Raw genomic sequence first — 20,081 nt, 5'->3', positions numbered from 1 at the left:
GAGTGAGCGGGCGGGGTGCCCGGGTCAGGCGGCTTCGATGATGTCGGGGTCGCCCCGGGTCGCCGCCGCCCACTCGATGAGCAGCACCTCGTACGTCGCCGCCTCCACGGCGGACCAGTCCGGTCCGGTGGCGTCGACGAGCGCGCGGATGGCCTCGTTGGCCTGCTCGGCGGCGGGCGCGGGGCGGTCTGCGGGGTGGGAGCTGTCGGGGAGTAAAGCCATGCGCACAGTTTAAGGGCCGCCACTGACAGCGAGGGCTCCCGAAGCGCCCGAGGCCCCCGAAGTGTCCGGAACCGGTGGGGTCTTCGTGGGCTTCGGGGCCGGCGAGGGCCGGGGGACGGCCGACAGGTCGCGGCGCATGCAGACCCGGGGCCAGCGGTCCAGCCCGTGCTGGGCCTCCTCGGCGCGGATCGTCCGGAGCCCGTCGGTGAGTTCGGGCTCGGTCAGGATCCGGAAGCCGATCCGGGCGTAGTACGGGGCGTTCCACGGCACGTCGGTGAAGGTGGTCAGGGTGAGGGCCGTCATACCCCGCCGCGCGGCCAGGGCGGCGAGGTGGGCGATGAGGTCCCGCCCGATGCCCCGGCGGGCGGCGGCCGGATCGACCGAGACCTGCTCGATGTGCAGGGCGTCGTCGACGGGATCGGCGAGCACATAGCCGAGCGGCCGGTCGCCGGTGGCGGAGAGGGGGTCGGTGGCCACCCAGCAACGGCCTGCCTGCCGGTAGCTCTCCAGCAGGTCGAGCGGGGGCGGATCGTCGTCGGCCACGAAGGCCATGCCCAGGGCGCGGAACGGTTCCCCTGCGGCGCGCTCGATCTCCTGGAGCAGCGGGAGATCCGAGCGTCTGGCGGAGCGGATACGCATGTACTCAGTGTGCCGCGCCGGAGGCCGGACCGGTACGCGGGTGGCCGGATCCGCCTCCCCGGCGGCGCCCGGGTCGTCCGTTCAGGCGCCCGTGCTCACCAGTTCGTCGGCAGGGCTGTTCACCGGCTGCGGGGTCCCCGTGAGGTCCAGGACGAAGAGCGGAAGACCGACGCCGTCCGCGCGGGCCCGGGCGTCGGCGGCGTACCCCGCGAGGGAGAAGAACACCCCGGTCGCCGAGGCGCCCAGCGCGTTGAGCCAGAGGGTCTCGACCGCGCGCAGCGTCGCCGGGCGGGTGCTGGAGTCGACCTGGGCGATGACGCCGTCGCCCCGCAGATCGATGCCGGAGGCCGGGCCCGCGCCGGGCCGGCCCACGTCGCGGAAGCCGAGCCAGGCCAGATACAGGCCGGCCGCGCTCACCGCGTCGTGGCCCGTACGGATCGTCATCGGGCGGAACGTCGGGCGCGGGTGCGCGGCGGTGCGCGGCAGGGGGATGTGGGCCGGCGAGACCGGCGCGGCGGGGGACGGGGCGGTGGCCACCGGGCGGACCGGTATCCGCAGGACGGTCCCGCACGGGCAGCACAGCTCGGGCTGCGGCCACTGGTCCTCCCGGGCGCAGGACGAGCAGCGGACGGTGACCCAGACGTCGTTCCAGCTGCGGTGGCCGACCCGGACCGCCGGGGCGTCGGGCAGCAGCGGCGGGGCGGTGGGCATGCCGCACGGGCAGGGGTAGGCCGGTGTGCTGTAGGCGTGGTCCCGGTGGCAGACGGGGCACCGGACCGGCACGGACTCCACGTTTCTCTCCCTCCGGCACGGCCGCGCGACCGACTCCGCTCCGTGCCTGACTCGTCACACCATCGTCCACCAGGAGCGAGGCTCTGGGGAGGGGATTGACGTACTTCGTGCGGTGCGCGCACCGGTGTACGGCCTTGACGGCGATCGCCCCAGCTTCTAGATTGCTTCCATATAGCAGAACTAAGTTTCCGTAATACGGAATTGGTGCTCTCAGGTGGCGCGACAGAGCCCGACTCCACCAATCCCGAGCAGGAGCTTCCATGCCTCGTATGACCGCTGCCCGAGCGGCAGTTGAGATCCTGAAGCGCGAAGGCGTCAGCAACGCGTTCGGTGTTCCGGGCGCGGCGATCAACCCCTTCTACGCGGCCCTGAAGGCCTCCGGCGGGGTCCACCACACGCTGGCCCGCCACGTCGAGGGCGCCTCCCACATGGCGGAGGGCTACACCCGGGCCGAGGCCGGCAACATCGGCGTCTGCATCGGTACGTCGGGCCCCGCGGGCACCGACATGATCACCGGGCTGTACTCGGCCATCGCCGACTCCATCCCGATCCTCTGCATCACCGGCCAGGCGCCGACGGCCGTCCTGCACAAGGAGGACTTCCAGGCCGTCGACATCGCCTCGATCGCCAAGCCGGTCACCAAGGCCGCGACCACCGTCCTGGAGGCCGCGCAGGTCCCCGGCGTCTTCCAGCAGGCCTTCCACCTGATGCGCACCGGCCGGCCCGGACCGGTCCTCATCGACCTGCCGATCGACGTCCAGCTCACCGAGATCGAGTTCGACCCGGAGCTGTACGAGCCCATCCCGGTGCACAAGCCCGCGGCCTCCCGCAAGCAGATCGAGCGGGCCGTGCGGATGCTGAACGACTCGGAGCGCCCGGTGCTCGTCGCGGGCGGCGGCATCATCAACGCCGACGCCTCCGAACTGCTCGTGGAGTTCGCCGAGCTGACCGGCGTCCCCGTCATCCCGACCCTGATGGGCTGGGGCATCCTCCCCGACGACCACGAGCTGAACGCCGGCATGGTGGGCCTCCAGACCTCCCACCGCTACGGCAACGCGAACTTCCTGGAGTCCGACTTCGTCCTCGGCATCGGCAACCGCTGGGCCAACCGCCACACCGGCAAGCTGGACGTCTACACCCAGGGCCGCACCTTCGTCCACGTCGACATCGAACCCACCCAGATCGGCAAGATCTTCGCCCCGGACCTCGGCATCGCCTCCGACGCCAAGGCGGCGCTGACGCTCTTCGTCGAGGTGGCGCGCGAACTGAAGGCGGCGGGCGAGCTGAAGGACCGCTCGGCCTGGGCCGCCTCCACGCAGGAGCGCAAGGCGACCCTCCAGCGGCGGACGCACTTCGACAACGTGCCGCTCAAGCCGCAGCGCGTGTACGAGGAGATGAACCGGGCGTTCGGCCCGGAGACCCGTTACGTCACCACGATCGGGCTCTCCCAGATCGCGGGCGCGCAGATGCTGCACGTGTACAAGCCGCGCCACTGGATCAACTGCGGCCAGGCGGGTCCGCTGGGCTGGACGATCCCGGCCGCGCTGGGCGTCGCCACGGCGGACCCGGAGGGCACGGTCGTCGCCCTCTCCGGCGACTACGACTTCCAGTTCATGCTGGAGGAGCTGGCCGTGGGTGCGCAGCACCGCATCCCGTACGTCCACGTCCTGGTGAACAACTCCTACCTGGGCCTCATCCGCCAGGCGCAGCGCAACTTCGACATCGACTTCCAGGTCAACCTGGAGTTCGAGAACCTCAACTCGCCGGAGCTGGGCGTCTACGGCGTCGACCACGTCAAGGTCGTCGAGGGCCTGGGCTGCAAGGCGATCCGGGTCACCGAGCCGGACCAGCTGCTGCCGGCCTTCGAGGAGGCGAAGAAGCTGGCGGCGGAGTTCCGGGTGCCGGTCGTCGTCGAGGCGATCCTGGAGCGGGTCACGAACATCGCGATGAGCGGCACTGACATCGCGTCGGTGAACGAGTTCGAGGACCTGGCGACGGACCCGTCCCATGCCCCGACGGCGATCCGCCCCCTGACGGCTTCCTGACGGACCCGTCACCCACGAGGGCCCTTGGCCCGGAGCCGTGCTCCGGGCCAAGGGCCCTCCGTGCGTCTCCGTTCAGGCGGATGCGCGCGCCGCCCAGAAGCGCTCCAGCGCCTCCGCTCCCCGGTCGGGGTCCTGGACCATCCAGTAGTGGGTGAGCCCGTCCAGTTCCTCCGTCCGTGCTCCGAGGCGGGCGGCCACCTCGTGGTCCAGCGCGGGCCGCGCCATCAGATCGCCGGTCGGGACGAGGACGAGGCCGGGCGCCGGGGCGGGGCCGTCGAACTCCCGGCCCCAGTCGGCGTGGAGGTGGGGCCGGGCCGACCGGTAGAGCGCGAGGACGGCCGCGCTCATCACCTCGTCGTGCACGGCATCGACCTCGGTCGCCAGTTCGGCGCTCATCCCGCGGGGGCGCAGGAAGTCGCCGAAGGACGGGCTGTCGGGGGAGTCGGTGCGCAGCGACGCGAGCAACTCCTCGCCCTGCGGGCTCTGCTGGAAGATGACGGCCGCCTCGTGCCACCGGTAGTCGGGGTGCCAGCCATGGGCCACGTCCGACACCCAGCTGCGCACCGGAACGTCGTACGCGGAGACGACCCGCATCGCCAGGTGCGCCCCCCCAGTCGTGGCCGACCAGGTCCACCGGTCCGCCGAGCGCGCGCAGTTCGTCCGCCAGCCAGGCGGCGTACGCCTCCTTGCCCGCCAGGCCGGCCGGTCGCGGGCTGCCGAATCCGGGCAGTCGCAGGGCCAGGGTGGGGCGGTCGATCCGCTCCCGGAGGGCGTTCCAGACGGCGGGGGTTTCCGGCACTCCATGGACGAACACGACGGTCATGACGGCTCCTGGCAGAGAAGTGGATTATCTATCCACTTGACCGTAGCAGCGAGCTGATAAGTTATCCACATCGGTTGTCGAGGAGAGGTGCGGAGGAGGGGTGCGATGAGGGCCGACGCCGTACGCAACAGGGAGAAGGTCTTCGACGAGGCCCGGCGGGCCGTCGCCGACGGGGAGACCGGGCTGACCCTCAACGAACTCGCGCGCAGAGCGGGTGTGGGTGTCGGGACGGTCTATCGCGTCTTCCCCACGCAGCGGGCGATGCTGGAGAGCGTCTTGGAGGAGGCGGTGCGCCGGCTCGCCGACGCGGCCGAGGAGGCCCGGGGGCGGCCCGATCCGGCTTCGGCCCTCGTGGACTTTCTGCGCACGGCGCTCGCGGCGGCCCTCGATCGGCCCGGCCTCATGGACGTGCTGATCACCGGGTCCGACGAGACGGAGTCCCTGAGCCGGGCCAAGGGGGAGCTGGTCGCGGCGGTCTCGGGTCTGCTCGGGCTGGTGCGCCCGGAGCCCGCTCTCACCGGTGAGAATCTGCTGAAGCTGCTGTGCGGGCTGGTGCATGCGGTGGGGGAGCATCCGGTGGAGCGGAGGGCTGCGGCTGCCGATGCGTACCTCGCGCTGCTGCGGGGCGGCTTGGCCCCGAACTCCAGCGCGCCGCCCGGCCCTTGAGGGCGCGCCCGGCATTCCAGCCCGCCTGACCCTCCCAGCCCGCCCGAGCGCACTTCCAGCCTGCCCGGCGTTTGAGGGCGGAACCCTGGGGCGGGTGGGCCTGAAACCCTTCGGGCAGCGAATAGCCCGTGTCCCTACACGGAGGGTGCGGCCCGACCACCGCAAGGGTTCCGTCCTCAAACGCCGGACGGGCTGAAATGGTGCGGCCCCACGGGCTGGAAGGTGCGGGCCCACCGCGAGGGGGCGGGCCGGGCGCGCAGAAGGGCGTGGAGTACGGGACCGTATCCGTACTCCACGCCCTCGTTCAGGGGGTGACAGGGACCGCGGCGGCGGCGATCGGCCCGGGCGAGGGCGTCTTCTTCAGGTCAGAAGACGGTCCCCGGGCCTTCACCACCGCACTGGCATCGCACAGCCGCCGCGGCCTCGTCGTCCTGCCCGTCCCGCGCGGCACCCCTCATCCGGGTGCGCGGTACGAGCAGGGGCACAACAGGAGGCTCAGTCCTCGCGCAGGGCGCGGACCGCCTCCTCCACCCGCTTGCCGTAGTCGGCGTCGGCGGCGTGGAAGTGGGCGAGGTTCTTCTCGATCACGTCGTCGCGGGTGACCTGCGACAGGCCTCCGGCGATGTTCGCGACCAGGCGGCCCTTCTCGTCCTCCGACATGAGCCGGAAGAGTTCGCCCGCCTGGAAGAAGTCGTCGTCCTTGGTGTGGGCGGGCGCCTCGTGCGTGCCCGTCCAGCCGTGGATCGCGAGCGGCGCGGCGAGCGCCGCGTCGGTCTGCGCCGGACCGGCGTACGAGTTGGGCTCGTAGTTCTTGTCGTGGCGCGAGCCGTTCCGCGTCGCGTGCAGCCCGTCGCGGCCGTAGTTGTCGACGACCGCCGTGCGCGGCGCGTTCACTGGCAGCTGGGTGTGGTTGACGCCCAGGCGGTAGCGGTGCGCGTCCGCGTAGGCGAACAGCCGGCCCTGGAGCATCTTGTCCGGGGAGGGACCGATGCCGGGCACGAAGTTGTTCGGCGAGAACGCCGCCTGCTCGACCTCGGCGAAGACGTTGTCCGGGTTACGGTCCAGGACCAGGCGGCCGACCCGCTGGAGCGGGTAGTCCGCGTGCGGCCACACCTTGGTGAGGTCGAACGGGTTGAACCGGTAGTCCGCGGCCTCGGCGGCCGGCATCACCTGGACGTACAGCGTCCAGGACGGGTTGACGCCCCGCTCGATGGCCTGGAGCAGATCCGTCTGGTGCGAGTTGGCGTCCTTGCCGACGAGCTCGGCGGCCTGCTCGGCGGAGAGGGACCGCACGCCCTGGTTCGTCTTGAAGTGGTACTTGACGAAGAAGGCCTCGCCCTCGGCGTTCGTCCACTGGTAGGTGTGCGAGCCGTAGCCGTTCATGTGGCGGTACGAGGCGGGGATGCCGCGGTCGCCCATCAGCCAGGTGATCTGGTGCGTCGCCTCGGGGGCGTGCGCCCAGAAGTCCCAGACGTTGTCCGGCTCCTGCTTGCCCGTGAACGGGTCGCGCTTCTGCGAGTGGATGAAGTCGGGGAACTTGATCGGGTCCTTGATGAAGAACACCGGGGTGTTGTTGCCGACCAGGTCGTAATTGCCCTCGTCCGTGTAGAACTTGAGGGCGAAACCGCGCGGGTCGCGGACCGCGTCCGCGCCGCCGAGCGAGTCGGCGACGGTGGAGAAACGGAGGAACGTCTCGGTGCGTTTGCCGACCGACGAGAGGAAGTCGGCGCGGGTGAAGCCCGTGACGTCGTCGGTCACCTCGAAGTAGCCGTACGCACCCGAACCACGGGCGTGCACCACGCGCTCCGGGATGCGCTCACGGTTGAAGCGGGCGAGCTTCTCCAGGAGGTGCTGGTCCTGGAGGAGGATCGGTCCACCGACACCGGCGGTGGCGGAGTTCTGGTTGTCGGCGACCGGGGCGCCTGACTCGGTCGTGAGCACACGCTTAGCCATGTGGCGGGATGACCTTTCGTACGAGCTGCTGACGGCTTGAGGAGCGTAGATTCGCCGCGGAGAGAACGTCAACAGTTTGTTGAAAACGAAGTGTGTGGTTCCGGGCCGCGGCAGCGCCTGGGCGCGACAGGACAGGTGTCAGCGCCACCGCGGCCCGGAGATCAGGAGGCCCGTCGTGTGCGGGCCGTGGCCCCGTACGAGGCCAGGGGCTCCTTGCGGAGCCGGAGGGAGGGTCAGACCTGGGAGCCGGACAGCCGCTCGACCGAGCGCAGCAGCGCCGAGTGGTCCAGCCCGCCGTCGCCCTGGGCGCGCAGCGAGGCGACCAGCTGGGCGACCACACCGCCGACGGGCAGGGCCGCGCCGACGTTGCGGGCGGCGTCCGTGACGATGCCCATGTCCTTGTGGTGCAGGTCGATTCGGAAGCCGGGGGCGAAGTCCCGCTTCAGGAAGTTGTCCTTCTTGCGGGTCAGCACGGTCGAGCCGGCGAGCCCGCCGTTGAGGACGTTGAGCGCGGCGGTGAGGTCGACCCCGGACTTCTCCAGGAAGACCACGGCCTCGGCGCAGGCCTGGATGTTGACCGCGACGATCAGCTGGTTGGCGGCCTTCACCGTCTGGCCCGAGCCGTGGGGCCCGCAGAGCACGATCGTCTTGCCGAGCGCTTCGAGCAGCGGCTTCGCGGCGTCGAAGTCCGCCTGCTCACCGCCGACCATGATGGAGAGGACCGCCTCGATGGCGCCGGCCTCGCCGCCGGAGACCGGCGCGTCCAGGACCCGGATGTCCTTCTCCGCCGCGTTCTTGGCGAGGTCGACCGAGGTCTGCGGGGTGATGGAGGACATGTCCACCAGCAGCGCGCCGCGCTTCGCGTTCTCCAGGATGCCGTCGGGGCCGTACGCGATGGCCTCGACCTGCGGCGATGCGGGCACCATCGTGATGACGACATCCGCGTCCCTGACCGCGTCCGCGATCGAGGAGGCGCCGGTGCCGCCGGCCGCGACCAGCCGGTCGATCTTGTCCTGCTCCAGGGTGTATCCGGTGACGGAGTAACCGGCCTTGATCAGGTTCTCCGACATGGGGGAGCCCATGATGCCGAGACCGATCCAGGCGACCTTGGGGAGGTTGTTGCTCATGAGGGTGCCTTCCTGAAAAACGTGTGTACGTAAGGGGGTTGGGCGCGACCCCGTGGCCGCCCCGGCCCGTCCGCAGCGAGGGGCCCGGTCAGCGGTCCGCTCGGGCGGAGACCGGGAGCCAGTCGAAGGCCTCCGCGCTCGGCCGGTCGCCCGGCTTGTACTCCAGGCCGACCCGGCCGGTGTACCCGGCGTCCTTCAGCTCGTCGAGCAGCCGCTCCAGCGGGAGCGAACCGGTGCCCGGCGCGCCGCGGCCCGGGTTGTCGGCGATCTGGACGTGGCCGGTCTTCGCGGCGTACGCCTTGATGACCTGGCTCAGGTCCTCGCCGTTCATCGACAGGTGGTAAAGGTCCAGCAGGAACTTCGCGTTCCCGAGGCCCGTCGCCGCGTTGACCTTGTCGACGACCTCGATCGCGGCTGGTGCGCTGACCAGCGGATAGAGCGGCGACTCCGGCTTGTTCAGGGTCTCGACCAGGAGGATCGCCCCGACGCGGTCCGCCGCGCGGGCGGCCAGCACCAGGTTCTCCAGGGCGAGCGCATCCTGAACCTGCGGGTCCACGCCCTCGACGCGGTTGCCGTACAGCGCGTTGAGCGCCGTGCAGCCGACCGAGGCGGCGAAGTCGGCCGCCACCTCGATGTTGGCGCGGAAGCGGTCCGACTCCTCACCGGGCACGGAGAGCGCGCCGCGGTCGGGGCCGGGCAGCTGTCCGGCGTAGAAGTTCAGTCCCACCAGCTGCGTGCCGGCGTCGTCGAGCGCCTTCTTGAGGGCGTCGAGCTCCGCCTGCGGCGGGGTGGGGGTCTCGATCCAGGGCCACCACAGCTCGACCGCCGTGAAGCCCGCCGCGGCGGCTGCCGCGGGACGCTCCAGGAGCGGGAGTTCCGTGAAGAGGATCGAGAGGTTCACATCGAAGCGCTGGTCCGGGTATCCCATGAGGGTTTCGGCGCTCCTTCCGTATTGCGGAAGTTAGTTTCTGCTTAACGGAAGATTGCCCGGAGGGAGGCAGGGCTGTCAAGGGGGTCCCGCAAAATTCGCCCCGGTCGGCGGCGTACGTCACTGGCGGCGCGAGTGCCTTCGGACCTGCGGACCCGGGCCCCGCCGGGCATACGAAAGCGGGGCGGGGGCCGCCGTCGACCCCTGCCCCGCCCGGTTCTCACGCCGTACGCGCCGCTCGCGCGCCGGGCGCTATCCCGCCGGAACCGTGTCCTCGAAGCTCGTCCCCGCGTCGCGGTACGCCCCGACCATCGCGTTCACCTGGGAGGGGGTGAGCACCTGGTCCTTCACATGCAGGACGTAGTCCACCTGCTGGTCGTAGGCACGGGGTGTCGTGCTCGGCTGGCCCTCCAGATCGATCAGCCACTGGTTGAAATTTATCGACATAGGCCGCTCGGGCAGATACGCCGCCCCGTGCGTCCCGAAGTGCTGGCCGTCGACGTAGTACGTGATCTCGTTGTCGTCGATCGTCACCACCAGGTCGTGCCAGCCCGCGTACGACTGCCGCGACTCGCTGTGCGCGTTGACCGCCTCCCACGGGTCGGGCCGGTAGGTCTCCCACGAGGTCGTGTAGAGGATGTTCGCCGGCTCGCCCCAGCCGCCGTTCGGCAGATACTCGAAGTCGTACTCCGCGTAGTCGTCCGCCATCGGCGCCGTGAGGTCGTTGATGGTGAAGAAGGTCTGCACGATCCGGTCGCCGTCCGGGCCCGAGCGCGGGGCGTCGCTGAACTTCACCCGCGACGCGTACGTCCCGTTCTTGAACTTCATCGACTGTGTCAGGATCTCGGTGTGCTTCGTCGAAGCCCCGGTGCCCGCCGTCGACGTCTCCAGGTTCATCACCGTGTTTCCGCCCTGGTCGGCGAAGGTGACGTTCTCCGGGGCCCAGGTCGCGCCCGGGACGCCCGGGCCGCCGGAGTTGGACCGTACGCTCCAGCCGTTGGCGTTGATCTTCGGGTCGGTGTGCGAGCTGTAGTCGAAGTCGTCGAACAGCCGGGGGCCGTCAGCCGGCGGGTCGGTGGGCGGGTCCGTCGGGTCCGGCGGATCGGTCGGGCCGTTGCCGCCGGGCGCCTCGCCCCACACGGTCGCCCCGGAGACATGCGCAGTCACCTTGGACCAGTCGCCGTACGCGGCCTGCTCCGGGCCGAAGGAGTAGTCGTCGGACTGGACGAGCGAGGCCCAGGACGCCTGGTGGAACCGGAGCTGCATGTCCCCGGTGTCCGCGCCCGGTGCCAGCGAGCCCGCCCCGGCGGTGAAGCCGATCTCCAGATAGCGGTCGGCGGTGGCGGTCGGGTTCGCGAGCGTCCCGAACGTACCGGTGATGTTCGCGCACCCCTTCACCGCCCAGGAACAGGCGAACCGGTAGGCGGCGGACGCCGAGTCGGCCTTGAAGTAGTAGCGGACCTTCACGCTGCTCAGCGGTACGGACGTGGAGCCGGAGTTGCGGACCTTCAGCCACGGCTCGCTCTGGTCGGCGCTCGCACCGGACGCGCTCGTACGGTACTGGACCACGATCCCGTCGGCCGCGGCGGACGCCGAGGACGGAAGGGCGGCGAGACCGGTGGCGGCCAGGGCCACGGCGGCGGCCGAGGCGGCGGCGGTGCGCAGCCTGGACCTGCGCGGGTTCCTGCGTGATGTGTTCACGGGTGTGTTCACAGGCGTGTTCCTCTCCGGAACGGTGGTGGGGGAGTGGTTACGGGTGGAGTCGCGCTGTTCCTGCGGAGGGGGACGCGTACGCGGCCGTCGCGAGCGACCGCGCGTCCAGCGGGCGGTAGGGGACGCCCAGGGCGTCCAGCCGGGCGGTGTGGTGACGCAGCCGCTCGACGAACCCCGGCCAGTCGCCGCGCCCGCCGGACCAGGAACGGTCGGCCAGCGCGCAGAGCCGGGGAAAGCTGAGGTACTCGATCTCCTCGGGGGTACGGGCGTACTCCGTCCACAGCTGGACCTGGGTCCCGAGCACCCGGGCCCGCTCCGCCTCCGGCCAGTCGTGCGGCGCCGGTTCGTAGCCGTGGACCGTGTGCAGGGGGACCGGCGCCCCGGGCTGGGCGACCGGCTCGGCCGGGTCCGCGGACTGGGCGTAGTCGAGATAGGTCGCCCGGTGGTGCGCGGCGATCACCTGATGGCCGCGGCGGGCGGCGGCCCGGGCGTGCGTGGCGTCGCGCCAGGTCATCACCGTGAACTCCGGGGGGAGTTCGGCGCCGTTCTCGACCCAGCCGAGCGGGATCCGGCCGCGCTCCACCAGGAACGCCCCGACCCGGCCCATGAACCAGCCGTGCAGCTCGGCCGGGCCCGCGAGCCCGAGGGCCGCCGCGCGCTCCCGGGCGGCCGGGCTGTCCTCCCACTCGGTGGTCGGGCACTCCTCGCCGCCGATATGGATGTACGGCGACGGGAAGACGTCCATCACCTCCTCCAGCACGGCCCGGCAGAAGTCGAAGACCCCTTCGTGGACGCCGAGGATCGTGTCGCACACCCCCCAGCGGGTCCACACGTCCAGCTGCCGACTCGGATGGTTGCCCAGCTCCGGGTAGGCGGCGAGCGCGGCCCGCACATGGCCGGGCATCTCGATCTCCGGCACGACGGTGATCCCGCGCTCCGCCGCGTACCGCACCAGGCCCCTCAACTCGGCCTTGGTATACGCGCCTTCGTGCGGCACCGCGTCGAAGTGCGCCCCGTCCGGACCGGTCGGACCCTTCTGCGACCGGGCCCGGCGGGAGCCGACCGAGATCAGCCGGGGGTAGGCGTCGACCGGCATCCGCCAGCCCTGGTCGTCGGTGAGATGGAGATGCAGCACGTTCAGCTTGTGCAGCGCCAACAGGTCGATGTACCGGTGCAGATAGCCGATCGGCTGGAAGCGCCGCGCCACGTCCAGCATCGCCCCGCGCCACGGCCGGTCCGGTACGTCGGTGATCTCGACGCAGGGCAGCTCCCAGGATCCGGTGCCCGCCGCCCCGCCCGACAGGGCCTCGGCGGGCAGGAGTTGGCGGATCGTCTGGATGCCCCGGAGCAGCCCGGTGCGGTGGGCGGCGCGCAACTGGAGCGCCTGGGGGGCGACCGTCAGCCCGTACCCCTCCTCACCGAGGCCGCCGAGCCGGTCGTCCAGGGCGAGGACGACCCGGCCGTCGGGCGACGGCGCGAGGGGAAGTCCGGCGGGGCGGCCGACCAGGGTGCGCAGCAGGTCCGCCGCCGGTTCCGCGCCCGGCAGCGCGCGGACGGTGGTGTCCCGGTCCAGGGTGAGCCGGCCGCCGAGCGAGGAGATCTTGCCGGGGTGGGGGAGGAGGGAGAGGGCAGGGTGCGGTGCGGGCACGGGCGTCTCCGTGTTCGGTTCGCGGACGGGGTACGAGGGGTCGGGCGGGGTTCTGTGCTGCTCAGCCCTTCACGGCACCGGCGGCGAAGCCGGACGTGACATGGCGCTGGAGCAGCAGGAAGATCACCAGGGCGGGCAGCGCGAAGAGGGTGGAGGCGGCCATCGTGGCGCCCCAGTCGGTGCCGAAGGTGTTCTGGAAGGACGACAGCCAGACCGGCAGCGTCCGGTTGTCCTGCTGCTTGATGATCAGGAAGTTGGCGTAGGCGAACTCGTTCCAGGCGGTGATGAAGCCGAACAGCGAGGTCGCCATCAGCCCCGGCGCCAGCAGCGGCATCGCCACCCGCCGGAACGCCCCGGTCCGGGTGCAGCCGTCGACCTGCGCCGCCTCCTCCAGCTCCGGCGGGATCGTCCCGATGAAGCCGCGCAGCACCACGACGGTGAACGGCAGCGTGATCATGAAGTAGATCAGCGTCAGCGTCGGCAGCCGGTCGAGCATGTTCGTGTCCCGGGAGATGATGTAGATCGGGATGATCAGCGACTCCCAGGGCGCCATCTGCGCGATGAAGATCATCAGCATGAACTGCCGCCGGCCCCGCCACCGCAGCCGCGCCACGGCGTACGCCGCACCCAGCGCCACCAGCAGCGCCAGCAGGACCGCCCCCAGCGTCACGAGGATGCTGTTGCGCCAGAACAGCGCGAACCCGTCGGCGTCCACGGCCCGTTGGAAGTGGTCGAGGGTCCAGGTGTGCGGAAAGAGCTGCGGGTCGGCGGACTGGATGTCCTTGGACGGCTTGAAGGCCGTGGAGATCATCCAGTACACGGGGAAGAGGCAGATGACGACGGTCACGGCGGCGGCGAGGTGCAGCGGAAGGCGCCGGAGCCGAAGGCGTACGACAGGTGGGTTCATCGGGTCTCGTCCTCCTGGCGGAGCATCTGGCGGAAGTAGAGGACGAGCACCCCGGACATCAGGACCACGGTGACCATCGAGGCGGCGGAACCGAGGTCGTACCGCTGGCTGGAGAGTGCCGTCTGCACGGCGTAGACCGGCAGGATCGTCGTGGCGTCGCCCGGCCCGCCCCGGGTCATCACCCAGATCTGGACGAACGCCTTGAACGTCCAGATCACCTCCAGCGACACCACCAGCAGGAAGATCGGCCGCAGGATCGGAAAGGTGACCGAGCGGAAGATCCGCCCCGCGCCCGCCCCGTCGAGCCGCGCCGACTCGTACAGCTCGGGGGAGACGGTGGTCAGCGCCGAGTACAGGGTGATCGCGGCGAACGGCACCGACTGCCAGACGATCAGCGTCACCAGGATCGCGAAGGCGGCGGTGCCGTTGGCGAACCACGGATAGCGGTCGAAGGAGTCGAGGCCGAGCGAGGTCAGCGACCAGTTGACGATGCCGAACTCCGAGTGGAACAGCCACTGGAAGACGGTCGTCGCCGCCACGACCGGCATCGCCCAGGCCAGCACCAGCGAGCACAGCACCACCGTGCGCCCGATCCGGCCCAGCCGCTCCACCATCAGGGCGACCAGGGTGGCGATCACCATGATCAGGACGACGTTGACCGCCATGAAGAGGAAGGTGCGGCGGACCACCTCCCAGAAGCGGGGGTCCGTCAGCAGCGTCCGGTAGTTCCGCAGACCGACGAACTCCGCCTCACCGGCGATCAGTTGGCGCAGCCGGAAGTCCTGGAACGAGATCAGGACGGCCCGGACCAGCGGGTAGACCAGCAGATAGAGCATGCCGCCGGCGGCGGGGGCGACCAGGGCGTACGGCCAGAGTCCCTGGGCCCGTCCGGTGCCCCGCCGCCGGGGCGGGGCCTTGCGTACGGCGAGGCGTGGGGCCGGGCGTCGCCGGGGGGTGCGGGGTGCGGTCCGTTGGTCGACGACCGGCACGGCACGCCTCCTCCTGCTGTTCCGGGTAGGGGACGGGTCAGGAACCGGCGTTCATGGCCCGGGTGATGTCCTGCGAGGCCTTCGCCGCCTCCTTCGCCGGATCGCCCCCGGTGAGCACGGCCGTCATGTAGTCCTTGATCGGGTTCTCCGCCTCGACCGCCGCCCAGCCCGGGGTGTTGGGCGTGGCGTGCCCGTTGGCCGCGCCGACCGCCATCGCGGCGGCCCCCGGATCGTCGGCCACGGCGGATGCCAGGCTGGTCCGGTTCGGTACGTAGCTCATGGCGACGGCGAGCTTCTTCTGCCAGGTGTCCCCGGTCAGTTCCTTGATGAAGGTGACCGCCTCGTCGGGATGGGCCGCCGCGGCCGGCACGACCAGGTCGGAGCCGCCGGTGAAGACCGCGCCCGGGGTGTCCGCCGTCTTGCCCGGGATCGGGAAGAAGGCCAGCTTGCCCTTGAGTTCGGGGTTCTTCTCCGCGATGACGTTGGCCCCGCCCGGGGTCGAGATGACCTGCGCCACCTGGCCCTGGGCCATCACCTCGGCCTGCGGCGGGTCGTCCTCGTCGGAGTCCTTGGGGCCCTTGCCGAGCGCCTGGAGCTTTTCGTAGAACTCCATGCCGCGCAGCGCCTCGGGGGTGTCCAGCGCGCCGGACCACGTCCCGCCCGACTCGGTGGCGAGGTCGCCGCCCTCGTCCCAGATGAACCCGGCCAGCGCGTACCACATCTGTCCGGGCAGGTAGATGCCTTGTGTGCCGCCCTTGTTGAGCTTGGTCGTGGCCTCGATCCACTGCTCGCGCGTCTTGATCTCCGCCGCATCGACGCCCGCCTTCTCGAAGAGGTCGGTGCGGTAGATGACCACCCGGTTCGCCGCGTAGTACGGGATGCCGTACTGCTTGCCGTCGTACGAGCCCGGCTCGGCCAGACCGCTCAGCCAGTCCGCGCCGTTCAGCTCGTCCTTGTGGTCGCTGAGGTCGAGCAGCCCGCCGCTCTCCGCGTACTGGGCGACCTGGGTGTTGCCCGCCTCGATGACGTCCGGGGCGTCGTTGCTGGCCAGGGCGGCGGTGATCTTCTGGCCGATCCCGTCCCACTCCTGGATCTGGATCTTCACGTCGATCGTCGGGTGGCGCTTCTCGAAGTCCGCGGTGAACTCCTTCTGGAACTGCGCCGAGACGCTGTCGCGCATCAGCCACACATCCACCGTCGTCCGGCCGTCCCCGTTCCCGGAGTCCGGTCCGGACGACGAACTACAGGCACTGAGCGCGGCAGTGAGGGCAAGCACGGACCCACCGGCGAGCAAGCGGTACTTCACGGTTCACCTCGGAAGCAGAACGGATCGGACGGACCTGACGAGGCCTGACCACCTGACCAGTGAGACTTACTGGACAGCTCGCCTGTCGGTGGTGGATGAAGGTGGCATAGACCAATGGGGTCGTCAACCCCCTGCGTACAAAGGGAATTTGGTGATCTCGGCGTAACGTGAGTGACCGAACCGGTCCCGGCAGGCGCTACACTTCGCCTGACCAGCAGGCCAGTTGGGGTGGCAAGATGGTCAACTGGTAAGGAAAGATCCAGCCGTCGGGAGGGGAGACCATGGACGCGGACGTGCCGGGAACGGTGCTCAAACGGGAGCGGACCCGCGATGCCGTACTGGAGCTGATCGAGTCGCGCAGCCCCGGGGACGCCATCCCCTCCGAGCGCGCCCTGTGCGCCCTGCTCGACGTGTCCCGGCCCACCGTGCGCGCGGCGGTCGACGAGCTGGTCGCCGCCGGTCTCCTGGTGCGCGAACACGGCCGGGGCATGTTCGTCGCCCCTGCCAAGATCACCCAGGAGCTGGTCGCCGGGGACCGCGCGCTCAGCGTGCCGCAGGCGGCGGGCGCCTGGTCGAGCCGGCTGCTGGAGTTCACCACGCTCCAGGCGGGGGCCCGCGTCGGCCGCAAGCTGCGCATGTCACCCGCCGCCGAGATCGTCTACGTGGCACGGCTGCGGCTGGTCGACGGGGCGCCGATGGCCATCGAGCATCTGCACATCCGGGCGGAGCTGGTGCCGGGACTCAGCGCGCAGGAGCTGGAGAGCGGCGACCTGTACGAGCATCTGCGCGCCACCCACGGCGTGCATGTCCACGAGGCGGTCCAGGCGATCGAGCCGACCGTCGTCACCCGCGCCGAGGCCGGGCTGCTCGACGTGCCGGAGCTGTCCCCGGCGCTGCTCTTCGAGCGGCTGACCTCCGACACCACGGGCCGTCCGGTGGAGTACGTCCACTCGCTCTACCGGGGCGACCGCTACCGGATCGTCTCCCGGCTCGCGCTCGGCCCGGCGGCGGAGGTCGCCCCCGATCTGGAGGGACATCACCCGGGCATCCCGCCCGGCGACTTCGCGCACGGCGACGCCATCGCCTCGTCGACCAGGGGGGACATCCAGGCGGGAGCCTGATCGCCCGCCACCGGCTGCCGTTGCGCAGAACGCAACTCATGTTGCACCTCTTGCCGTGCGGGCGTCGGCGGGCCAGGGTGGCGGACGCATCCGAAGCAGCCGACCCCCACCCGAGGTGCCTCGCATGAACCCGTCCCCCCACGCATACTCCGGCCCCGACCGCCCCGCCCCCGACCGCCCCGCCCCCGGCCTCACCGGCCGTCGCGGCTTCCTCGGCGGCCTGCTGGTCACCGCCGCCCTGGCGGCCGCGGGGTCCGCCCCCGCCCACGCGGCCGCCCGGCCCGCCGCCCCGCGCGCCACCCGCCCGCTGCTCCTCGGCACGTACACCTCCGAGGCGGGAGGCGGCGCCGGCCTCGGCACCGCCGCGTACGACACGGCCACCGGCGCGATCACCCCCGGCCCCGTGATCACCGGCGTCGACAACCCCTCGTACCTGGCCGTCCACCCCTCCGGCGCCACCGTCTACGCGGTCGCCGAGCAGGACCCGGGCGCGGTCACCGCCGTGCGGCTCGCGCCGGACGGGACGTACGAGGTGCTCGGCAGCCGCCCCACCGGCGGCTCCGGGACCACCCACCTTTTCGTCCACCCGTCCGGCCGCTGGCTGCTGAGCGCGGACTACGGCTCCGGCAGCGTCGCCGTGCACCCGATCGCCGAGGACGGTTCGCTCGGAGAGCGCACCGACCTGGTCGTCCACAGCTCGCCGCCGCCCGGACCCGGCCAGGGCGGGCCGCACGCCCACCAGATCGTCACCGCTCCCGACGGCGGCCATGTCCTCGCCGTCGACCTGGGCACCGACACCGTGTACACCTACGCGCTGGACGAGTCCGCCGGGACGCTCACCGAGGTCTCCCGCGCCGCCCTGCCGCCCGGCTCCGGCCCCCGCCACCTGGCCTTCCACCCCGGCGGGCGCTTCGCCTACCTGGCCTGCGAACTGGACAACACCCTGGTCGTCTGCGCGTACGACCCCGACACCGGCGCCCTCACCCCGGGACCCGGGCAGTCCACCGGGACGGGATCGGGCACCAGCTACCCCTCCCAGCCGGTCGTCACCGGCGACGGGGCGTACGTCTACCTCGCCAACCGGGGCCCCAACAGCCTCACCCGTTACGCCGTGGAGGACGACGGGGCGGCCCTCCGGCTGCTGGACACCGTGCCCGTCGGCGGCGACTGGCCCCGGCAGCTCGCCCTGTCCCCGGACAGCTCCCTGCTCTTCGCCGCCAACCAGCGCTCCTCCACCGTCACCGTCTTCGGCGTCGGCCCCGACGGCTCCCTCACCGCCGTCGGCGACCCCTTCCCGGCGCCGGTCGCGGTCTGCGTCCTGCCGCTCCCGTGACCACCGCCGTACGGGGCCCCGCGCACACCGGGGGCGGGGCCCCGGACAGCGGTTACAGTCGTGGCCGAGCCGCGCGCCCGCACCCGCGGCGAGGACATCAGGGAGGCACAGTGCGCTTGAGGGTGGAATTCACCACCGAGCCCTTCGATCTCGACGAGGCGCCCACCCACGCGGTGGTGGCCCGGGAGGTGATCCAGGGCGCCGAGCTGGACGCCGTCGACGTCGGCCCCTTCGGCAACACCGCGGAAGGCGGCGCGGACGAGGTGCTCACCGCCGTGGACTCCCTGCTGCGCCAGGCCCTCGCCTCCGGCGCCACCCGGGTCTCCCTCCAGGTGAACGTGATCGGGGAGGAGATCCGGTGACCGAATCCGCCGATCACGCTCCGGTCACCGTCGACCACCCCTTCGTATCGGCCGTCAAGCCGCTCGTCGACGCGATGGGCGCCGAGCTGCTGGGCCCCGAGCAGGCCCAGCCGGACGACGTGGTGCTCGCCTGGGAGGGCCGGGACGTCATAGCCGTACGGCTGCCCCAGCTCTCCGACTCGCTGGACCACATCCTCGCCGCGATGGAGCGACGGCACGGGATGCCGCTCGCCGACCTGGACCGCAAGGCCAAGCAGAGCGTCGTCCGGACCCTGGAGGCACGCGGTGCCTTCTCCGTACGACACGGGGTGGAGACCGTGGCCGGTGCCCTGGGCGTATCCCGGTTCACCGTGTACAACTACCTGAACCGGGAACATACGGCCAAGGGTGAGTAGTTGGCCGAACCCGCCGAACACGCAGGAAAGCCGCCGTCCGCATGCCGGGACGGCGGCTTTCTTCGTTCGCGATATTTCAACAAAGTGTTGACGTCGTGTTGCGGAGGGCGTTAGCTATCCGCAGCCCGAACAACGCACAGCGAAAAACAGCCACGGAGGCTCCCGTGACTTCGAGCTCCACACCGGGCCTCACCCGGTTCAACACCCTGGCGGACGGCGAGGCCACCCCCGCACTGCACGAGGTGTGTGCCAGTGCGACCTGGGGAAACAGCATTCTCGCCGGGCGTCCGTACGCCACCGAAGAAGCCCTGCTCGCCGCGAGCGACGCCGCGACGGCGAAGCTCACCGCGGCGGACCTGGCCGACGCGATGGCGGGCCACCCGCCGATCGGCCGCCCGAAGCCCGGCGACCCGACCTCCTCCCGTGAGCAGCGGGGGATGGCCGGCGCCTCCGAGGAGCTCAAGACCGAGATGCTCGAACTGAACCTGGCCTACCAGGAGCGGTTCGGACATGTCTTCCTGATCTGCGCCACCGGCGCCACCGGTGAGCAGATGCGCGACGCGGTGAAGTCCCGGATCGGGAACTCGCCCGAGCAGGAGCAGGAGATCGTGCGCACCGAACTGGGCAAGATCAACCGCATCCGGCTGACCCGTCTCGTGACGGAGGCCCTCGCAGAGGACGCTCCCGCACAGGACTCTTGAGATCTAGGAGAGTGACGGTCTTGAGTACCGACACGACCGCATCGGTGTCCACCCACATCCTGGACACCAGCATCGGCCGCCCCGCCGCGTCCGTCGCCGTCTCGCTCGCCGCCCGCAGCGGGAGCGACGCGCCGTACGTCACGCTCGGAGCGTCCGCGACCGATGCGGACGGGCGTTGCAAGGACCTCCCGGCGCTGCCGGAGGGAACGACCCACGTACGTCTCGCATTCGACACCGAGACGTACTTTTCCAAGAAGCAAGCCGAGGCGCAGCAGGACGCCCCCCGCGTAAGGGACAGCGGCGCGTTCTTCCCGGAAGTGACGATCGCCTTCGCGGTCGTGCCGGGCGAGCACTATCACGTACCGCTGCTGCTCAACCCGTTCGGCTACTCCGTTTACCGAGGGAGCTAGC

20 protein-coding genes are annotated in these 20,081 nt (G+C 71.1%); 8 read left to right on the top strand and 12 right to left on the bottom strand.

All coding sequences use genetic code 11. From position 1 onward, the window contains the following. Nucleotides 1–24: 24 nt before the first annotated feature. From A3Q37_RS03860 to A3Q37_RS03850, 3 genes are all read right to left on the bottom strand, one after another. On the bottom strand, nucleotides 25–222 hold the full coding sequence (locus tag A3Q37_RS03860) for a hypothetical protein (RefSeq protein ID WP_010072609.1): 198 nt from the start codon (nucleotides 220–222) through the stop codon (nucleotides 25–27). A 9-nt stretch (nucleotides 223–231) separates the two neighbouring features. Beyond that, nucleotides 232–861 (bottom strand): GNAT family N-acetyltransferase, encoded by a 630-nt coding sequence (locus A3Q37_RS03855; RefSeq protein WP_065477497.1) that lies wholly within the window; start codon nucleotides 859–861, stop codon nucleotides 232–234. Between the two features lie 81 nt (nucleotides 862–942). After that, nucleotides 943–1,653 carry a hypothetical protein gene (locus A3Q37_RS03850; RefSeq protein ID WP_065477495.1) on the bottom strand — a complete coding sequence of 237 codons (711 nt, stop codon included), beginning with the start codon at nucleotides 1,651–1,653 and terminating at the stop codon, nucleotides 943–945. Nucleotides 1,654–1,913: 260 nt separating this feature from the next. Between A3Q37_RS03850 and gcl the strand changes: the two genes are divergently transcribed. Further along, nucleotides 1,914–3,698 (top strand): glyoxylate carboligase, encoded by a 1,785-nt coding sequence (gcl, locus tag A3Q37_RS03845; protein WP_065477493.1) that lies wholly within the window; start codon nucleotides 1,914–1,916, stop codon nucleotides 3,696–3,698. Here the strand turns inward: gcl and A3Q37_RS38285 are convergent. Next, complete coding sequence (locus tag A3Q37_RS38285; protein ID WP_369691441.1) at nucleotides 3,586–4,521, bottom strand: alpha/beta fold hydrolase; 936 nt, start codon at nucleotides 4,519–4,521, stop codon at nucleotides 3,586–3,588. The two genes, gcl and A3Q37_RS38285, sit on opposite strands and share 113 nt — an antisense overlap. 105 nt (nucleotides 4,522–4,626) lie before the next feature. Here A3Q37_RS38285 and A3Q37_RS03835 point away from each other — a divergent pair, with 105 nt between their 5' ends. After that, nucleotides 4,627–5,187, top strand: coding sequence for a TetR/AcrR family transcriptional regulator (locus tag A3Q37_RS03835; protein ID WP_065477491.1), 561 nt, complete (start codon nucleotides 4,627–4,629; stop codon nucleotides 5,185–5,187). A gap of 495 nt (nucleotides 5,188–5,682) precedes the next feature. Here A3Q37_RS03835 and A3Q37_RS03830 read toward each other — a convergent pair whose 3' ends face one another. From A3Q37_RS03830 to A3Q37_RS03795, 8 genes are all read right to left on the bottom strand, one after another. Further along, nucleotides 5,683–7,140 (bottom strand): catalase, encoded by a 1,458-nt coding sequence (locus A3Q37_RS03830; protein ID WP_065477489.1) that lies wholly within the window; start codon nucleotides 7,138–7,140, stop codon nucleotides 5,683–5,685. A gap of 233 nt (nucleotides 7,141–7,373) precedes the next feature. Continuing rightward, nucleotides 7,374–8,267: a 2-hydroxy-3-oxopropionate reductase gene (locus tag A3Q37_RS03825; RefSeq protein ID WP_065477484.1), complete on the bottom strand. Its 894-nt coding sequence runs from the start codon at nucleotides 8,265–8,267 to the stop codon at nucleotides 7,374–7,376. A gap of 88 nt (nucleotides 8,268–8,355) precedes the next feature. Next, complete coding sequence (locus A3Q37_RS03820; RefSeq protein ID WP_065477481.1) at nucleotides 8,356–9,195, bottom strand: TIM barrel protein; 840 nt, start codon at nucleotides 9,193–9,195, stop codon at nucleotides 8,356–8,358. A 252-nt stretch (nucleotides 9,196–9,447) separates the two neighbouring features. Beyond that, nucleotides 9,448–10,896, bottom strand: coding sequence for a cellulose binding domain-containing protein (locus A3Q37_RS03815; protein WP_065477958.1), 1,449 nt, complete (start codon nucleotides 10,894–10,896; stop codon nucleotides 9,448–9,450). 49 nt (nucleotides 10,897–10,945) lie between these two features. Then, nucleotides 10,946–12,556, bottom strand: a complete 1,611-nt coding sequence (locus tag A3Q37_RS03810) for a beta-N-acetylhexosaminidase (protein WP_065477479.1) — start codon at nucleotides 12,554–12,556, stop codon at nucleotides 10,946–10,948. A 61-nt stretch (nucleotides 12,557–12,617) separates the two neighbouring features. Further along, on the bottom strand, nucleotides 12,618–13,463 hold the full coding sequence (locus A3Q37_RS03805; protein WP_065477477.1) for a carbohydrate ABC transporter permease: 846 nt from the start codon (nucleotides 13,461–13,463) through the stop codon (nucleotides 12,618–12,620). After that, the gene (locus A3Q37_RS03800; RefSeq protein WP_065477475.1) at nucleotides 13,460–14,452 is read right to left on the bottom strand and encodes a carbohydrate ABC transporter permease; all 993 of its coding nucleotides are present in this window, start codon (nucleotides 14,450–14,452) and stop codon (nucleotides 13,460–13,462) included. Before A3Q37_RS03800 ends, A3Q37_RS03805 begins: the two co-directional genes overlap by 4 nt. Before the next feature lie 37 nt (nucleotides 14,453–14,489). Continuing rightward, on the bottom strand, nucleotides 14,490–15,758 hold the full coding sequence (locus tag A3Q37_RS03795; protein WP_065477474.1) for an extracellular solute-binding protein: 1,269 nt from the start codon (nucleotides 15,756–15,758) through the stop codon (nucleotides 14,490–14,492). Nucleotides 15,759–16,039: 281 nt separating this feature from the next. Between A3Q37_RS03795 and A3Q37_RS03790 the strand changes: the two genes are divergently transcribed. From A3Q37_RS03790 to uraH, 6 genes are all read left to right on the top strand, one after another. After that, nucleotides 16,040–16,879: a GntR family transcriptional regulator gene (locus A3Q37_RS03790; protein WP_065477472.1), complete on the top strand. Its 840-nt coding sequence runs from the start codon at nucleotides 16,040–16,042 to the stop codon at nucleotides 16,877–16,879. 124 nt (nucleotides 16,880–17,003) lie between these two features. Beyond that, nucleotides 17,004–18,212 (top strand): lactonase family protein, encoded by a 1,209-nt coding sequence (locus A3Q37_RS03785; RefSeq protein WP_176711338.1) that lies wholly within the window; start codon nucleotides 17,004–17,006, stop codon nucleotides 18,210–18,212. A gap of 122 nt (nucleotides 18,213–18,334) precedes the next feature. Further along, nucleotides 18,335–18,574 (top strand): hypothetical protein, encoded by a 240-nt coding sequence (locus A3Q37_RS03780; protein WP_065477470.1) that lies wholly within the window; start codon nucleotides 18,335–18,337, stop codon nucleotides 18,572–18,574. Then, nucleotides 18,571–18,969, top strand: coding sequence for a helix-turn-helix domain-containing protein (locus A3Q37_RS03775; protein ID WP_065477468.1), 399 nt, complete (start codon nucleotides 18,571–18,573; stop codon nucleotides 18,967–18,969). Before A3Q37_RS03780 ends, A3Q37_RS03775 begins: the two co-directional genes overlap by 4 nt. 164 nt (nucleotides 18,970–19,133) lie before the next feature. Then, entirely contained in the window at nucleotides 19,134–19,670 is a 537-nt protein-coding gene (gene uraD, locus A3Q37_RS03770; protein ID WP_065477466.1) for a 2-oxo-4-hydroxy-4-carboxy-5-ureidoimidazoline decarboxylase, read from the top strand. A 20-nt stretch (nucleotides 19,671–19,690) separates the two neighbouring features. After that, a complete protein-coding gene (uraH, locus tag A3Q37_RS03765; RefSeq protein ID WP_030710199.1) occupies nucleotides 19,691–20,080 on the top strand; it encodes a hydroxyisourate hydrolase in 390 nt (129 codons plus the stop codon). Nucleotide 20,081: the final 1 nt, after the last annotated feature.

Origin of the sequence: Streptomyces sp. PTY087I2 (assembly GCF_001687325.1) — a bacterium.
In the GTDB taxonomy this organism is placed as follows: Bacteria; Actinomycetota; Actinomycetes; order Streptomycetales; family Streptomycetaceae; genus Streptomyces.
This window is presented reverse-complemented; position numbering and strand designations above follow the sequence as displayed.

What these genes read in the sequence shown, in the direction of transcription:
- A3Q37_RS03790 (WP_065477472.1), top strand. Translation starts at nt 16,040, where the DNA reads ATGGACGCGGACGTGCCGGGAACGGTGCTCAAACGGGAGCGGACCCGC.
- A3Q37_RS03805 (WP_065477477.1), bottom strand. Translation starts at nt 13,463, where the DNA reads ATGAACCCACCTGTCGTACGCCTTCGGCTCCGGCGCCTTCCGCTGCAC.
- A3Q37_RS38285 (WP_369691441.1), bottom strand. Translation starts at nt 4,521, where the DNA reads ATGACCGTCGTGTTCGTCCATGGAGTGCCGGAAACCCCCGCCGTCTGG.
- A3Q37_RS03820 (WP_065477481.1), bottom strand. Translation starts at nt 9,195, where the DNA reads ATGGGATACCCGGACCAGCGCTTCGATGTGAACCTCTCGATCCTCTTC.
- A3Q37_RS03835 (WP_065477491.1), top strand. Translation starts at nt 4,627, where the DNA reads ATGAGGGCCGACGCCGTACGCAACAGGGAGAAGGTCTTCGACGAGGCC.
- A3Q37_RS03855 (WP_065477497.1), bottom strand. Translation starts at nt 861, where the DNA reads ATGCGTATCCGCTCCGCCAGACGCTCGGATCTCCCGCTGCTCCAGGAG.
- A3Q37_RS03860 (WP_010072609.1), bottom strand. Translation starts at nt 222, where the DNA reads ATGGCTTTACTCCCCGACAGCTCCCACCCCGCAGACCGCCCCGCGCCC.
- gcl (WP_065477493.1), top strand. Translation starts at nt 1,914, where the DNA reads ATGCCTCGTATGACCGCTGCCCGAGCGGCAGTTGAGATCCTGAAGCGC.
- A3Q37_RS03830 (WP_065477489.1), bottom strand. Translation starts at nt 7,140, where the DNA reads ATGGCTAAGCGTGTGCTCACGACCGAGTCAGGCGCCCCGGTCGCCGAC.
- A3Q37_RS03825 (WP_065477484.1), bottom strand. Translation starts at nt 8,267, where the DNA reads ATGAGCAACAACCTCCCCAAGGTCGCCTGGATCGGTCTCGGCATCATG.
- A3Q37_RS03785 (WP_176711338.1), top strand. Translation starts at nt 17,004, where the DNA reads ATGAACCCGTCCCCCCACGCATACTCCGGCCCCGACCGCCCCGCCCCC.